This window comes from Mesorhizobium sp. URHB0026 (genome assembly GCF_054059755.1).
The window spans coordinates 3,712,335-3,727,706 of record NZ_JBSSCN010000001.1; the positions used below are offsets into that span (position 1 = coordinate 3,712,335).

16 protein-coding genes are annotated in these 15,372 nt (G+C 65.2%); 12 read left to right on the forward strand and 4 right to left on the reverse strand.

Annotated elements, in window-relative coordinates:
- Positions 1–6: 6 nt before the first annotated feature.
- Positions 7–456: a nucleoside deaminase gene (locus ACVWWD_RS18150; RefSeq protein WP_023782980.1), complete on the reverse strand. Its 450-nt coding sequence runs from the start codon at positions 454–456 to the stop codon at positions 7–9.
- 181 nt (positions 457–637) lie between these two features.
- Between ACVWWD_RS18150 and ACVWWD_RS18155 the strand changes: the two genes are divergently transcribed.
- The 5 genes from ACVWWD_RS18155 (at position 638) to ACVWWD_RS18175 (ending at position 6,978) form a co-directional block, all read left to right on the forward strand.
- Positions 638–2,650 carry a pseudouridine synthase gene (locus ACVWWD_RS18155; RefSeq protein ID WP_023774542.1) on the forward strand — a complete coding sequence of 671 codons (2,013 nt, stop codon included), beginning with the start codon at positions 638–640 and terminating at the stop codon, positions 2,648–2,650.
- Positions 2,647–3,201: a 16S rRNA (guanine(966)-N(2))-methyltransferase RsmD gene (gene rsmD, locus ACVWWD_RS18160; RefSeq protein WP_023774541.1), complete on the forward strand. Its 555-nt coding sequence runs from the start codon at positions 2,647–2,649 to the stop codon at positions 3,199–3,201. The genes ACVWWD_RS18155 and rsmD overlap by 4 nt, the downstream gene beginning before the upstream one ends.
- A gap of 119 nt (positions 3,202–3,320) precedes the next feature.
- Positions 3,321–4,709 (forward strand): M16 family metallopeptidase, encoded by a 1,389-nt coding sequence (locus ACVWWD_RS18165; RefSeq protein ID WP_352550388.1) that lies wholly within the window; start codon positions 3,321–3,323, stop codon positions 4,707–4,709.
- A gap of 2 nt (positions 4,710–4,711) precedes the next feature.
- A complete protein-coding gene (locus tag ACVWWD_RS18170; RefSeq protein ID WP_352550389.1) occupies positions 4,712–6,109 on the forward strand; it encodes a M16 family metallopeptidase in 1,398 nt (465 codons plus the stop codon).
- Positions 6,106–6,978: a patatin-like phospholipase family protein gene (locus ACVWWD_RS18175; protein ID WP_352550390.1), complete on the forward strand. Its 873-nt coding sequence runs from the start codon at positions 6,106–6,108 to the stop codon at positions 6,976–6,978. The genes ACVWWD_RS18170 and ACVWWD_RS18175 overlap by 4 nt, the downstream gene beginning before the upstream one ends.
- An 82-nt stretch (positions 6,979–7,060) precedes the next feature.
- On the opposite strand, the gene efp is transcribed toward ACVWWD_RS18175, so the two are convergent.
- Positions 7,061–7,630: an elongation factor P gene (efp, locus tag ACVWWD_RS18180; protein WP_023782984.1), complete on the reverse strand. Its 570-nt coding sequence runs from the start codon at positions 7,628–7,630 to the stop codon at positions 7,061–7,063.
- Positions 7,631–7,744: 114 nt separating this feature from the next.
- On the opposite strand from efp, the gene epmA reads away from it, so the two are divergent.
- Entirely contained in the window at positions 7,745–8,791 is a 1,047-nt protein-coding gene (epmA, locus tag ACVWWD_RS18185) for an EF-P lysine aminoacylase EpmA (protein ID WP_352550391.1), read from the forward strand.
- Positions 8,792–8,816: 25 nt separating this feature from the next.
- Here the strand turns inward: epmA and ACVWWD_RS18190 are convergent, their stop codons facing one another.
- Positions 8,817–9,233: a VOC family protein gene (locus tag ACVWWD_RS18190; protein ID WP_023782986.1), complete on the reverse strand. Its 417-nt coding sequence runs from the start codon at positions 9,231–9,233 to the stop codon at positions 8,817–8,819.
- A gap of 173 nt (positions 9,234–9,406) precedes the next feature.
- Here ACVWWD_RS18190 and ACVWWD_RS18195 point away from each other — a divergent pair, with 173 nt between their 5' ends.
- From ACVWWD_RS18195 to lpxK, 6 genes are all read left to right on the forward strand, one after another.
- Positions 9,407–10,750, forward strand: coding sequence for a TldD/PmbA family protein (locus tag ACVWWD_RS18195; RefSeq protein WP_023795556.1), 1,344 nt, complete (start codon positions 9,407–9,409; stop codon positions 10,748–10,750).
- Complete coding sequence (locus tag ACVWWD_RS18200; protein ID WP_023774533.1) at positions 10,737–11,540, forward strand: 3'(2'),5'-bisphosphate nucleotidase CysQ; 804 nt, start codon at positions 10,737–10,739, stop codon at positions 11,538–11,540. The genes ACVWWD_RS18195 and ACVWWD_RS18200 overlap by 14 nt, the downstream gene beginning before the upstream one ends.
- Before the next feature lie 76 nt (positions 11,541–11,616).
- A complete protein-coding gene (locus ACVWWD_RS18205) occupies positions 11,617–11,862 on the forward strand; it encodes a DUF4170 domain-containing protein (protein WP_352550393.1) in 246 nt (81 codons plus the stop codon).
- A gap of 5 nt (positions 11,863–11,867) precedes the next feature.
- Complete coding sequence (locus tag ACVWWD_RS18210; protein WP_023774532.1) at positions 11,868–12,659, forward strand: lysophospholipid acyltransferase family protein; 792 nt, start codon at positions 11,868–11,870, stop codon at positions 12,657–12,659.
- Complete coding sequence (gene waaA / locus ACVWWD_RS18215; protein ID WP_023774531.1) at positions 12,656–13,972, forward strand: lipid IV(A) 3-deoxy-D-manno-octulosonic acid transferase; 1,317 nt, start codon at positions 12,656–12,658, stop codon at positions 13,970–13,972. Before ACVWWD_RS18210 ends, waaA begins: the two co-directional genes overlap by 4 nt.
- 1 nt (position 13,973) lies before the next feature.
- Positions 13,974–14,999, forward strand: coding sequence for a tetraacyldisaccharide 4'-kinase (gene lpxK, locus ACVWWD_RS18220; protein ID WP_352550394.1), 1,026 nt, complete (start codon positions 13,974–13,976; stop codon positions 14,997–14,999).
- Between the two features lie 93 nt (positions 15,000–15,092).
- Here the strand turns inward: lpxK and ACVWWD_RS18225 are convergent, their stop codons facing one another.
- Positions 15,093–15,326 carry a DUF2093 domain-containing protein gene (locus tag ACVWWD_RS18225; protein WP_023774529.1) on the reverse strand — a complete coding sequence of 78 codons (234 nt, stop codon included), beginning with the start codon at positions 15,324–15,326 and terminating at the stop codon, positions 15,093–15,095.
- Positions 15,327–15,372: the final 46 nt, after the last annotated feature.

Sequence of the window (15,372 nt, forward strand, 5' to 3'; positions counted from 1 at the left end):
CTTGGCTCAATCTCGACGTTCCCTGAAAAAATCCTTCAGCAGCAGGCCCGCTTCGGTCTCGGCCATGCCCGGATAGATGTCGGGCGTGTGGTGGCAGGTCGGAGAGGCGAAGAAGCGCACGCCGTTGACGACGGCGCCGCCCTTTTCGTCGGCCGCACCGAAATAGAGACGGCGCAGCCTGGCGAAGGAGATTGCCCCGGCGCACATGGCGCAGGGCTCCAGCGTGACATAGAGATCATGGCTGGTGAGCCGCTCGCTCGAGAGTTTGCCGCAGGCTTCACGGATCACCAGCATCTCGGCATGGGCTGTCGGGTCCGCAAGCTCGCGCGTGCGGTTGCCGGCACTGGCAATAACCGCGCCGCCATTGGCGATGACCGCGCCGACCGGCACTTCGCCACGCAAGGCTGCCGCTTCGGCCTCTTTTAGCGCCAAGGCCATGAAATCCGGCCTCTTCAAGGGGTTTGTCTTCCCATTATGTCCTCGCCACCCGGCGGTGATCCTGTTATGGAGCGCATCAACCCGAAAAATCGGACTCGATTTTCGGAAATGATCATGCGCCAAATCAAAAGTGCTACAGCGTCCGTTGCGCGCCGAACGGATGCGCCACGCTGTAGCAGCGCAAACGGACAAAGGCCACATGGACGACAACGACAAGAAATCTCCGCGCAAAGCCGGCCCGGGCAGGAGTGGCCCGAAATCGGCAGGTGCACGTGGCCGCGATGCCGGCAAGGGCGGGAAGCCCTCCTTTGCTGCGAAAAAACCTTATGCGCCACGTGGCGATCGGCCGACGGCCGCCGACGGCGACCGGCCGAAGCGGGACTTCAAGGGCGGCGACAGGCCGTTCAGCAAGGGACCCCGCCCCGAAGGCAAGCCTTATGAAAAGCGCGAAGGCCCGCGCAAGCCATATGCGCCGCGCGGCGACCGCCCGATGGCGGCCGAAGGCGAGCGCAAGCCTTATGAAAAGCGCGAGGGACCACGCAAGCCCTACGCGCCGCGCGGCGACCGCCCGATTCCGGCCGAAGGCGAGCGCAAGCCATATGAAAAGCGCGAGGGACCACGCAAGCCCTACGCGCCGCGCGGCGACCGCCCGGTTTCTGCTTCGGCGGAGGGCGGTGAAAAGCGCTTCGACCGTCCCAAGCGTGATTTCGGAGATCGTCCGAAGCGGGATTTCGCTGACCGTCCAAAGCGTGACTTTGGCGGCGACAGACCCAAGCGTGATTTCGGAGATCGGCCGCAAGGCGCGTCTGGCGGCGGCTTCAAGCCGCGCCCTCGGCCTGCCGAAGCAACGGAAGAAGCCGGCGAGCGCATCGCCAAGCGGCTGGCACGCGCCGGGCTCGCCTCGCGCCGCGACGCCGAGGAGTTGATCGCCGCCGGCCGCGTCAAGGTCAATGGCAAGGTGCTCGCCTCGCCGGCGTTCAACGTCATGCCCAATGACATCATCCATCTCGACGGCATGGAAATCCCGCCGATCGAACGCACGCGCCTGTTCCTGTTCCACAAGCCGGCCGGCGTCGTCACCACCAACCGCGATCCGGAAGGCCGCAAGACCGTCTTCGACGTGCTGCCGGCCGAACTGCCGCGGCTGATGACCATCGGCCGCCTCGATATAAACACCGAAGGCCTGCTGCTGCTGACTAATGATGGCGGCCTGTCGCGCGTACTCGAGCTGCCGGCCACTGGCTGGCTGCGCCGCTACCGCGTGCGCGTTCATGGCAAGGTCGAGGAAAGCGCGCTCGCCGGCCTGCGCGAAGGAATTGCCGTCGACGGCGTTTTCTACGGCGCCATCGAAGCCAGCTTGGATCGCGAGCAGGGCTCCAACGCCTGGCTGACGATCGGTCTGCGCGAGGGCAAGAACCGTGAGGTCAAGAACATCCTCGGCGCGCTCGGCCTCGACGTCACGCGGCTGATCCGCATCTCCTACGGTCCGTTCCAGCTCGAGGATCTCGCCGAGGGCCATGTTCTGGAGATCAAGGGCCGGGTGCTGCGCGACCAGCTTGGCGAGCGCCTAGTCGAGGAATCCGGCGCCAATTTCGACGCTGAGATAACAAAACCGTTTTCCAACCAGCCGGTGCGGCGTACCGAAGTGCGTGAGGTCGAGCCCGAACGGCCGAAGTTTACGCGAGACGGCGAGCGCCGGCCGATCGGCGAGGGCGGACTGATCAAGAACCGCAAACGCCGGGAAGGCAGCCGCGACGAGGCGCTCGGCAAACTGTCGACGAGCCCCGACAGGGGCGAGAGACCAGAAAAGAGCTTCGGCGATCGCGGCCCGCGACCGGAGCGCGGCGGCTTTGGCGATAAGCCGCGTGGAAGTTTTGGCGACAAGCCGCGCGGCGGATTCGGTGACAAGCCTCGTGGCGGCGGCAAGAAATCCGAACGCGAGCAACGGCCGATCGAGCCGCCCGGCCAGCGCAAGGCCAATGTCTGGATGGCGCCGGGAGCCCGGCCGATCGGCAAGGGCAGGGCGGAGGCCGATGCGGCCAAGGCGGCCGAGAACAAGGCACGCAAGGCGTCGTTCAAGCCATCTTATGGCAAGCCCGCCGGCAAACCAGGTGGCGCAAAGCCATTCGGCAAGCCGCGTGGCGAGCGTCCAGGAGGCGCCGGTGGCGGCGAGCGGCCGCGCGGCGGCCCCAAGGGCCCCCGGACAAGATGAGAATCGTCGGCGGTGAGTTTCGCGGGCGGCCGCTGGCGACGCCCCGTGGCAGCGCCATCCGCCCGACGACCGACCGCACCCGCGAGGCCGTCTTCAACGTTCTGGCGCATCGCTTTGCCGGGCAACTGGACGGCGCGCGCGTGCTCGACCTGTTCGCCGGCACCGGTGCGCTTGGCCTGGAAGCCCTGTCGCGCGGGGCATCCTATGGCGTCTTTATCGAGGAATCGGCCGAGGGCCGTGGTCTGATCCGCGACAATGTCGAAGCCTTCGGCCTGACCGGACGCACCAAGATCTTCCGCCGTGATGCAACCGGGCTTGGCGAGGCGGGCACGCTGGCGCCGTTCGGCCTGGTCTTTGCCGATCCGCCCTATGGCAGGGGCCTTGGCGAGCAAGCCCTGCGGTCGGCCCAGGCCGGCGGCTGGCTGCGGCCAGGCGCACTCTGTGTGGTCGAGGAGACGGCGGTGGTTCCCTTCGAGCCGGGCCCGGGCTTTTCCGTCCTTGATGAGCGCAACTACGGCGAGACCGTGATCCGCTTCATCGAGGCTGCCTGACAGGCCTGCTTTCAGCAGTGGCCTCTTTGCCGCCGCCTTTGCCGGCAACATGACCAACAATTCACTTTGCTTGTCGCCAGCGCCTTGCCTATCGTCGCTGCATGAAACCGGAGCCATCGATGACATCCAGGACTAAATGGCTGCGGGCCACGTTGCTGGCGACGTCGCTGGCTTTGTTCATGACCGACCCCGTCCTGGCGGACGGCCCCGTATTGCCGAGCACCCTGCCGGCCGAGTTCAAGGTCACGGACTTCCTCCTCGACAACGGCATGGAAGTGGTCGTCATTCCCGATCACCGCGCGCCGATCGTCACCCACATGGTCTGGTACAAGATCGGCAGCGCCGACGAGCCGCCGGGCAAATCCGGCATCGCCCATTTCTTCGAGCATCTGATGTTCAAGGCCACGGCCCACCACGCGGCCGGCGAGTTCGACCGCGCCGTCTCCGACATTGGCGGCTCCAACAACGCCTTCACATCCTACGACTACACCGCTTTCCATGAGACGGTGGCGCCGTCGGCGCTCGAACTGATGATGAGCTTCGAAGCCGACCGCATGCGCAACCTCATCCTCACCGATGACGTCATCAAGACCGAACGCGATGTTATCCTGGAGGAGCGCCGCTCGCGCATCGACAACAATCCGCAGGCCGTGCTCGACGAAGAGGTCGATGCCACGCTATGGCAGAACCAGCCCTATCGCATCCCGGTCATCGGCTGGATGCAGGAGATGGAGCAACTGAACCGCACTGACGCGGTCGCGTTCTACAACAAATACTATCGGCCCAACAACGTCGTGCTGATCGTGACCGGCGATGTCGAACCGGACACGGTGAAGGCGCTGGCCGAAAAGACCTATGGCAAGGTGGCCCGCGGGCCGGACCTGCCGCCGCGCGTCCGCCCGGTCGAGCCGGAGCAGAATACCAGGCGCACGGTCACGCTCTCCGACGCTCGCGTCAGCGTGCCGAGTTTCTCGACACAATGGGTCGTGCCCTCCTATCACACTGCGAAGCCCGGCGAGGCCGAAGCGCTCGATTTGCTGGCCGAGATCCTCGGCGGCGGCAACCGCAGCCGGCTTTACCAGGCGCTTGTCGTCAAGCAGGGCATAGCTTCCGGCGCCGGTGCGTACTTCCAGGGCACCATGCTCGACGACACCAATTTCACTGTCTACGGCGCGCCGCGCGGTGACGCCAAGCTGGCCGACGTCGAAGCCGCGGTCGATGCGGAAGTGGCGCGCATCGCCAGCGACGGCGTCACCCCGGATGAGCTCGAGAAAGCCAAGGACCGCTATGTCAGGTCGATGATCTTTGCTCGCGACAAGCAGGATTCCATGGCCAACATCTATGGCTCGACGCTCGCCACCGGCGGCAACGTCCAAGACGTGCAGCAATGGCCGGACCGCATCCGCAAGGTCACCACTGACGAGGTCAAGGCCGTTGCCGCGCGCTATCTGTTATTGGCCCGCTCGACGACCGGCTATCTCTTGCCGCAGCAACAGGCGGGGAATTGATAATGACGAACCAGTTTAGCGGCGCGTTGACGTCTCCCCGCCAGGCTCCCCCTTCTCCCCTCGCGCGAGAAGGGAAGGCCCTCCATGCCCTTGCAACCTTCTTCCTCTCCGTCCTCTTCCTTGTTCTGCCGGCGCTTGCCGCCCGCGCGATGGAGATCCAGTCCGTTACCTCCTCGAAAGGCGTCACGGCCTGGTTGGTCGAGGACTATTCGGTACCGGTGGTCGCCGTCCGCTTCGTCTTCGGCGGCGGCTCGACGCAGGATCCGGTGGGGAAGGAGGGTCTTGCAAATCTGATGACCGGCCTGTTCGACGAGGGTGCCGGCCCGCTCGACTCGGAAGCCTTCCAGATCAAGCTTGACGACGCCGGCGCCGAAATGAGCTTCGACGAGGCCCGCGATGGCATCTACGGTTCCATGCGCATGCTGGCGGAACAGCGCGACGAAGCCTTCGACCTGTTGCGTTTGGCGGTCAATGAGCCGCGCTTCGACCAGGCGCCGATCGACCGCATCCGCGCGCAGGTCCTGTCCGGCATCATCGCCAACGAGAATGACCCCGACACGGTGGCGCAGAACCGGTGGGCGCGCGCCGTCTATGGCGACCACCCTTATTCGCGTTCCGACCAGGGCACCAGGCAGAGCATCGCCGCCGTCACGCAGGCCGATCTCGAGACTCTGCACAAAGCGGTGTTCGCGCGCGGCGGCTTGCATGTCGCCGTGGTCGGGGCCATCGATCCCGAGACCCTGAAGAAGAAACTCGACATGGTGTTCGGCGACTTGCCGCGGGACCAGACGCTCGCTCCTGTAGCCGATGTCGAGCCCAAGCTGGCGCAGCATATCGAGGTCAATTACGACCTGCCGCAGACATCGCTGCAGCTCGCCTGGCCGGGCGTGAAGCGCAAGGCGACGGATTTCTTCCCGGCGGTGCTGATGAACGAGATCCTCGGCGGTGGAACTTTCACCTCGCGCCTGTTCCAGGAGGTGCGCGAAAAGCGCGGGCTCGCCTACAGCGTCAATTCCTCGCTGGTCAACCAGGACCATGCCAATGCGCTGATCGTCACCACTGGGACGCGCTCGGACCGTGCGGCCGAGACGCTCGCCATCGTGCGCGACGTCGCCAAGCGCCTGGCCGAGGATGGCCCGACAGAGGCCGAACTGGCGGCGACCAAGAAATATCTCATCGGCGCCTATGCGATCAGCAATCTGGATTCCTCGAGTTCCATCGCCGCCACGCTTGTCGAGCTGCAGATCGACGATCTCGGCATCGATTACATGCAGCGCCGGGCCGGCTATATCAACGCGGTGACGATCGATCAGGTCAAGGCGGCGGCGAAGAAGCTGCTGACGACCGAGCCAACCATCATGGTGGTCGGGCCGCCGCTGGCGGGAGCCGGCAAGGGATGAGCCCCACTTTCGGCATAGCGTTCGGCGGTGGCGGCGCGCGCGGTCTGGCGCATATCCATGTCATCGAGGCGCTGGACGAGCTCGGCATCAAGCCGGTGGCGATAGCCGGCTCGTCGATCGGCGCCATCATGGGCGCCGGCATGGCCTCGGGCATGAGCGGCAAGGATATCCACGACTATGCCCGCTCGATCCTCGGCCGCCGCGCCGAGGTCGCGAGCCGCATGTGGCGGGCGCGGCCTGGCACGATCGCGGAGGCCATGCAAAATGGCATCCGCGTCAGCCAGTTCAATGTCGAGCGCATCCTGAAGGCGTTTCTGCCGGAGGCCATTCCCGAAAGCTTCGCCGAACTAAAAATCCCGCTGAAGGTCACGGCAACCGACTATTTCGGCCACAAGCTCGCTGTGTTCGACGACGGCGACCTGCATTCCGCACTTGCGGCCTCAACCGCCATTCCTGCCGTCTTCCGTCCGGTGACGCGCGATGGCAGGCTGCTGATCGACGGCGGCATCTATAACCCTGTGCCCTTCGACCTGATCGAGAAGGATGCCGATATCATCATCGGCGTCGACGTGGTCGGCGCGCCGGAAGAGGCCGACCGCAAGCAGCCGACCTCCGTCGACCTGATGTTCGGCGCCACGCAGCTGATGATGCAGTCGATCATCGCAAACAAGTTGAAACAGTGCCAGCCCGACATACTGGTCCGCCCGGCGGTGTCGAAATACCGCGTCCTCGATTTCCTGAAGATCGAGGCCCTGATGAGCGAGACAGTTGAAATCAAGGATCGGCTGAAGCGGGAGGTGGAGGTCGCAATTGAACGGCGTTCCGCCAAGGTCGAAGCAAAAAGGACAAAAACACCAGCCAAGTCGTGATCGCGGTCAGCGAGACTGCGAGCTTACTTTGTGCCGTGTCGGCGGGGCATCAATGCCGAGATGGCAACAATGCCCGCTTCGCTCAGTCCTTCGCCCGCTCCACATAAGCGCCATCCGCCGTCATCACCACGACGCGGGTGCCGGGCGCGATGTGCGGAGGCACGGTGGTGCGCACGCCATTGGAAAGCACGGCCGGCTTGTAGGACGACGATGCCGTCTGACCCTTGGTCGTCGGCTCGGTCTCGACCACTTCGAAGGTGGCGCGCTGCGGCAGCACCAGGGCGATCGCGATGCCGTTGAACTGTGACACCTGCACCGGCATGCCCTCCTTCAGATAGGGCGCCGCGTCGCCGACCACGGCTTCCGACACCGCCACCTGGTCGTAGGTTTCCGGGTTCATGAAGTGATAGCCTTCGCCGTCGGCGTAAAGGAAGGTGTGCTCGCGCTCCTCGACATAGGCGCGCTCCACCTGTTCGGTGGTGCGATAGCGCTCGGATACCTTCACCCCGTCGCCGATGCGGCGCATGTCGAGCTGCGTCACCGGCGTGCCCTTGCCTGGGTGGATGTTTTCGGCAAAGAGGATCACATAAAGCTTGCCGTCCTTGTCGACGACATTGCCTTTGCGGAGCGAACTGGCGATGACTTTCACCACGGTTTTAAATCCTGCGAGAGTTGACTGGCGTTTGCCGGCTTGTGCGGCGCTGGATGGGGGCCTAGCGCATCTTGGCGCGAACCGCCAGCCCCCTCGGCGAACCGAAGCGCGCTGATGACCGCGGCTTCGCCCTGGTGGACGCCGCATGTCCATGCCGACCGCCGTCCGCGCCTGATGCTGCGCAATGGGCTGACGGCTGCCTTTCGCGACTGGTTCGCCCGCCACGACTTCATCGAGGTGGAAACGGCGGCGCTGCAGGTCTCGCCCGGCAACGAGGCTCATCTGGCGGCCTTCGCTACCGAAGCGGTCGGGCCGGATGGCGCCCGCTCGCCGCTTTATCTCCACACCTCCCCCGAATTCGCCTGCAAGAAACTGCTCGCTGCCGGCGAGCGGCGCATTTTCAGTCTGGGTTCGGTTTACCGCAACCGTGAGCGCGGTCCCTTGCATCATCCCGAATTCACCATGCTCGAATGGTATCGGGTGGGCGAGACGTATGAGAGCCTGATGCGCGACTGCGCCGATCTGTTGGCGACGGCCGCGACACGGGCAGGGGCCACGCACTTCTCTTTCAGGGGCCGGGAGTGCGATCCGTTTTCCGAACCGGAACGGCTGACCGTGGCGGACGCCTTCAGCCGGCACGCCGGGATCCGTCTGCTGGCAACGGTCGCGCCCGACGGCGGCACGGACCGGGACGCGCTGCATGCCGCTCTGATCCAGGCCGGCCTGCGCACCGCGCCTGACGACAGCTGGGCGGATTTGTTCAGCCGCGTGATGGTGGAAAAGATCGAGCCCAATCTCGGCCTCGGCCGCGCGACCATTCTTTGCGAATACCCGGTGGTCGAGGCGGCGTTGGCGCGGCCGAGCCCGAGGGATCCGCGCGTCGCCGAACGCTTCGAGCTCTACTGCTGCGGCGTCGAGCTCGCCAACGGCTTTGGCGAACTGACCGACGCGGCCGAGCAGCGCCGGCGCTTCGTCATCGAGATGGACGAGAAAGAGCGCGTCTATGGCGAGCGCTACCCGCTGGACGAGGACTTTCTCGCCGCGTTGGCCATCATGCCGCAGGCCAGCGGCATCGCGCTCGGCTTCGATCGGCTGGTGATGCTGGCGACCGGCGCGCGGAAGATCGAGGACGTGATCTGGACTCCGGTCGCCGCATCTTGAATGAGGGGCTGCCGCCCCTCTGATCTCAATGCGCGAAAACCTGCTCAAGAGAGCGAAAACCCTTGAATTCCAAGGCATTGCCAGAGGGATCGCGGATAAACAATGTCGCTTGTTCGCCGGGCTCGCCCTTGAAGCGGACCATCGGCCGCTCCAGCCAGTCTATGTCGTCGCGCGCTTCCAGCCGCGTCGCCAGGCGCTGCCAGTCGTCCATCAAGAGCACAGCGCCGAAATGCGGGATCGGCACCAAAATGCCGTCGACCTTGCCGTCGCTTGCAGCTTGCGCGGCCTGCGGCCGCAAATGTGCCGACATCTGGTGGCCGTACAGGTCGAAATCGACCCAGGTCGCCGACGAGCGGCCGATCGCACAGCCCAGTACGTCGCCATAGAAAGTTCGGGTTTGATCGAGATCACGGACTGGAAAAGCAAGATGGAAAGGCGTCATGGCGAGGCTCCAGATAGGCAAAAACTGCGACGTCCGCTCTTTGCGGGCGCTTCGATGGCGATTTGGTCGCGACATCCTGATTGGCCTTCTGCCATTGCACAAGCGGCAGTGGAACAATAGATGGTGCGGCAGCACCTGCCTTCCGGACAGGCTGAAGAAATAGGATCAAGTGCATGACCGACAAGCTCGACGCCGCGAAATTGACGGACCGCGTCGCGGCCCTGGTCGAGGCCGCCAAACGCGCTGGCGCCGATGCCGCGGACGCCGTCGCGGTGCGTGGCCGCTCGACCGGTGTTTCGGTGCGGCTTGGCAAGGTCGAAAACACAGAGGCGTCCGAGGGCGACGACGTTTCGCTGCGGGTCTTCGTCGGCCAGCGTGTGGCCAGTGTATCGGCCACCGCCGCGTCCGATCCGAAGGCCCTTGCCGAGCGCGCCGTCGCCATGGCCAAAGTGTCTCCCGAGGATCCCTACCAGGGTCTTGCCGACCCCGCGCTGCTCGCCAGACAGACGCGCGATCTGGACCTGTTCGATGCAACCGAAGTGTCGGCAGACCAATTGAAGGAGGCGGCCCTCGCGGCCGAGGCGGCGGCTCTCGCCGTCAAGGGCGTAACCAATTCGGCCGGCAGCAATGCCAGCGCCGGCCTGGGCGGGCTGGTTCTGGCCACCTCGCACGGTTTTGTCGGCCAGTATGTCGCCTCGCGCTTTTCGCGCTCGGCCAGCGTGATTGCCGGCGAGGGCACGGGCATGGAACGCGACTATGAATTCTCCTCGCGCCAGCATTTTGCCGATCTCGACGCGGCCGAGGATATCGGCCGTCAGGCCGGCGAACGGGCCGTGCGTCGCCTTGGCGCGCGCAAGGCGGCGACCGGATCGGTCGACGTGGTGTTCGACCCGCGCGTCGCGCGCGGCATTGCCGGCCATATCGCCGGAGCCATCAACGGCGCTTCCGTCGCGCGAAAAACCTCGTTCCTGCGCGACATGATGGGCAAGCAGGTGGCGGCTTCCGCCATCACCGTCACCGACGAGCCGCTGCGGCGCCGTGGCCAGGCCTCGCGCCCATTCGATGGCGAAGGCGTCGAGGGCGAGAAGCTCCTGATGATCGAAAAGGGCGTCCTGAATCACTGGTTCCTGTCGACATCGGCGGCCCGGGAGCTCGGCCTCGTCACCAACGGGCGCGGCGCGCGCGGCGGCTCTTCCGTCTCGCCGTCTTCCACCAATCTTGCCATCGAGCCAGGCGAAAGGTCGCCGGAAGACCTGATCGGCTCGCTCAAGAGCGGCTTCTACGTCACCGAAGTGTTTGGCCAGGGCGTCGACATGCTCACCGGCGAATACAGCCGCGGCGCCTCCGGCTTCTGGATCGAAAATGGGGCGCTTGCCTATCCGGTCGCCGAAGTCACCATCGCCTCGAACCTGAAGACGATGTTCCTCAACATGGTGCCCGCGAATGACCTTGATCGCAATTTCGGCACCGCCGCCCCGACGCTCCTGATCGAAGGCATGACCCTTGCCGGAGCATGAGCTGACCACCGCCGGTGCCGATCTGGACCTGCCGCTGCTGCGCGACGCCGCCCGCGAGGCGGGTCTTATCGCGATGCGCTACTTCGGCAACAATCCGCAGGTCTGGATGAAGGGCGGCACCTCGCCGGTCAGCGAAGCCGATCATGCCGCCGATGCGTATCTGCGCCAGACGTTGCTTGCGGCACGGCCGGATTATGGCTGGCTGTCGGAAGAGACGGCCGACGACCCGGCGCGGCTTTCGGCGCGCCGCACCTTCGTTGTCGACCCGATCGACGGCACGCGCGGCTTCCTTGAAGGCCAGCGCGCCTGGTGCGTCAGCGTCGCCGTCGTCGAGAATGGCCGCACGCTTGCCGGCGTGCTCGAATGCCCGGCGATGGACGAGACCTATTCCGCGCTGCCAGGCCAGGGCGCATTCCGCAACGGCAAGCGCATTGCGGTGCGCAAGCCAGGCGACAAGCCCGAGATTTCCGGCCTGAAGCAGTTGATCGACCTGATGCCGGCCGGCTGGCAGGAGCGGCTGCAACGGGCGCCCTACAGCCCTTCGCTTGCCTACCGCCTGGCGATGATCGCCAACGGCACGCTCGACGGCACCTTCGTCAAGCCGAACGCGCATGACTGGGACATTGCCGCCGCCGACCTCATCCTGCGCGAGGCAGGTGGCCAACTGCTCGACCCGCACGGCCACGCGCCGCTCTATGCCGGCGAGGTGACCCGCCACGGCGCGCTCGCGGCCGGCAGCGGCGATCTGCTGGCGGTGCTGGTCGACGTCATTGCCGGGCTGGATGGCTGAAAGCGTTTTCGAAGGTTTCAAAGTCGGCGGCTTTGGTCTAGACCTGTCACAAACTCACGATATGTGAAGGATCGACATGGCCGCGGAAGACGGAAAGAAACAGCTTTTGCATCTGGTGTTCGGCGGCGAACTGAAGAAGCTTGGCGGCACCGAGTTCCGCGATCTCGATGCGCTCGACATCGTCGGCGTCTATCCGGATTATGAATCCGCGCACACGGCGTGGAAAGCCAAGGCGCAGGCCAGTGTGGACAATGCCCATATGCGTTATTTCGTCGTTCATCTGCACCGTTTGCTGGATCCCGATAGCAAGGCCGCCGGTTGACTTCGATGGAGCATGATCTGGCGAAAGAGCCAGCCGGCGAGGCCGCGCCCACGGGCAGGGGCCGCAGCCGCACGACCAAGGCCTTCTGGCGCAGGATTCGCGAACCGCTCGCGCAGTCGCGATTCGTCAAGAACGCCATTGCCAGCCTGCTCGCGCAGTTCGTGCGGCTGGTTCGCCTGACCAGCCCCCTGGTCGCCGGATCGGCGCGCTTTTCGGGCGGCGCCTATGCCGAGTTCGAGCCGGGGATCATTGCTCTATGGCATGGCCAGCACCTTTTGACGCCGGCCTATTATCCCAAGCGCAAGCCGCTGGTTGCCATGGTGTCGCGCAGCGCCGATGCCGAGCTCAACGCCCTGATGCTGGAGAAATTCGGCATCGAGGCGGTGCGCGGTTCGGGTGGGCGCGACAATGCCAGGCATCTCGACAAGGGCGGGGCCAAGGCGCTCATCGCCCTCAAAAAGTCGCTCACATCAGGCAAGAACGTCGCCATGATCGCAGACATTCCCCATGGTACCCCGCGCGATGCAGGGCTCGGTATCGTTCTCCTGGCTCGCCTCTCCGGCCGGCCGCTGCTGCCCGTCGCCATCGCCACCAGCCGCCGCAAGGTGCTGGAAAAGAGCTGGGACAAGACCACCATCAACCTGCCCTTCGGCCGCTCCGCCGTGACCATCGGTGCGCCGATCTTCGTGGCGGCGGATGCCGATGACGCCGAAATGGAGCGCAAGCGCCAGGAAATCACCACGGCCCTCAATGCCGCGACCGCCGAGGCCTACCGCCTCGTGGACGGTCCGCGATGAGCGGCCGCTGGGCCCGCACGATGTTGTCGGCATACCGCTTTGCCGGCGCTGCCGCCTATCCGCTGGTCGGGCCTTACGTCGCCTGGCGCACCTCGCGCGGCAAGGAAGACCGCAATCGCCGCCGCGAGCGCTACGGCGTCGCCGGCCGGCCGCGCCCCGAGGGCCCGGTGATCTGGATCCACGCCGCGAGCGTCGGCGAGACCTTGGCCGTCGTGCCGCTTGTCGAAAGCATCCTCGACTATGGCGTCAACATCGTGCTGACGACCGGTACGGTCACCTCGGCCCAGGTCGTCGACGAGCGGCTCGGCGATCGCATCATCCACCAATATGTGCCACTCGATCTGAAGCCGGCGGTCAGCCGCTTCCTCGATCACTGGAAACCCGATCTGGCGATCATCGCCGAATCCGAGATATGGCCGATGACCATCCTCGAACTCGGTGCCCGCCACGTGCCGCAGGTGCTGGTCAATGGCCGGCTCTCCGATCGCTCCTTCACGTCTTGGAAGAAGCGGGCCAACATCGCCGAGGCCCTGTTCGAGAATCTGGCCCATGTAGTTGCCCAGTCCGACGTCGATGGCGAGCGTTTTCGGGCGCTCGGCGCCCGGCCGGTCACTGTGTCGGGCAATCTCAAGGTCGACACCAACCCGCCGCCGGTCGACTTGCGAGCGCTTGGCACATTGCAGCGGCAGATCGGCGATCGCCCGACCTGGGCGGCGATCTCGACCCATGATGGCGAGGAAGTGGTCGCCGCGGAAGTTCACGCGACGCTGCACAGGCGTCACCACGGGCTTTTGACGATCGTCGTTCCGCGCCATCCCGATCGGGCCGAAGCCCTTGCCCTGCAGATTTCCGGCATGGGCCTTAAAGTCGCCCGGCGCAGCAAGGGCGACCGTATCGGAGGCGATACCGATGTCCTGCTTGGCGATACGATCGGCGAAATGGGCTTGTATCTCCGGTTGACCGAAATCGCTTTCGTCGGCCGCTCGCTGACCTCCGAAGGCGGCCAGAATCCGCTTGAGCCGGCCATGCTCGACACCGCCGTTCTCGCCGGGCGCAACGTGCAGAATTTTCGCGAAGCCTATCAGCGCCTGCTCGACAGCGGCGGCGCCAAGCTGGTGCGCGACCGCGACATGCTGGCCGGCGCCGTCAATTTCCTCCTGACCAACGAAGTGGCGCGCCACGAGATGATGGCGGCGGGGATCGCGACTGTCGATGAGATGCGCGGCGCACTGGCACGCACGCTCAAATCGCTCGAACCCTATATCCAGCCGCTGGTGGTCAAGGCGCGCCTAAAGGGCGCCAACGGGCGTTAAAATGGCCTCCGAAGCACCGCCATTCTGGTGGGAAGAGCCGGACTGGAAGGTCCTGGCGCTGTCGCCGTTATCGGCTGTCTACGCGCTGGTCGCCGGTCGCGGCATGCGGCGGGCCCGGCGCGAGAAGATCCAGGCGCCGGTTCTGTGCGTCGGCAATTTCACCGTCGGCGGCACCGGCAAGACACCGGTGGCGATCGCACTCGCCCAACAGGCCAAGCGCATGCATCTGAAGCCCGGGTTCCTGTCGCGCGGCCACGGCGGTTCCTTCGCCGAGCCGCATGTCGTCAATGCCAGCCATGACAGCGCCAGGCATGTCGGCGACGAACCGCTGCTGCTGGCCGAACATGCCCCGGTGGCGGTGACGCCGAACCGTGCCGCCGGCGCCCGGCTGCTGCTGGAAAAACACGGTTGCGATTTCCTGATCATGGACGACGGCTTCCAGAGCGCGCGCATCCACATCGATTATGCGCTGGTCGTGGTCGATGCCCGCTACGGGATCGGCAATGGCCGCGTCATCCCGGGCGGTCCGCTCAGGGCCAAGATCGTCGACCAGTTGGTCTTCACCAGCGGGCTGCTGAAGATGGGCGAGGGCACGGCCGCCGACGCCGTGGTCCGCCGAGCCGCGCGTGCCGGCCGGCCGATCTTCGAGGCCCACACGGAGCCGAGAAGCACGGCCGGGCTTGCCGGCAAGCAGTTCCTGGCCTTTGCCGGCATCGGGCATCCCGAAAAGTTCTTCGACACGGTGCGTGACGCCGGGGGCGAAGTGGTGCTGCCCAGGCCCTTTCCGGACCATCACTTCTACGCCGAGGACGAGCTTACCGAACTGGCCGCGACGGCGCGCGCCGAAGGCCTTGGCCTGATCACCACCGCCAAGGACGCCGTCCGGCTGCGTCACAACGCTCCGCAGGACTTTCTCGACCGTCTCGACGTGCTGGAAATCGACACGGTGTTCGAGCTTGATCACATGCCCGAACGGATCATCGGGGAAACGCTCGATGCCTGGCGGCAGCGCAAGCTGAGAAACTAAAGCTATTCCAGGAAGAGTGCGTAGCGGTTTTCCGTCCGGAATTGCATAAACAAAGAAGGAGAGCGGTCAAATTCTATCAAACGCCGAGCCGCTCTAACTCCGTTTGCGCAACTCCGGATGCACCTCGATTTCGCGGCGCAGCGATGCGGTGGCGTTCACGTAGGGCTCCTGCCTGGCGACGCTCCAGTATTTCAGCTCGTCCAACGGGATGCTTTCGCCCGTCACGGCGCAGCGCACGAACGAGCCCGGGCTGGTGACCTGGAAATCGCCATCGAGATAGCGGATGCGGGCTTCCTTGCTGCCCGGGCCTTCGAAACGGTTCATCATGCAACGGCACTTGAGTTCATCGGGATTCAATCGCCATAAATCGTGG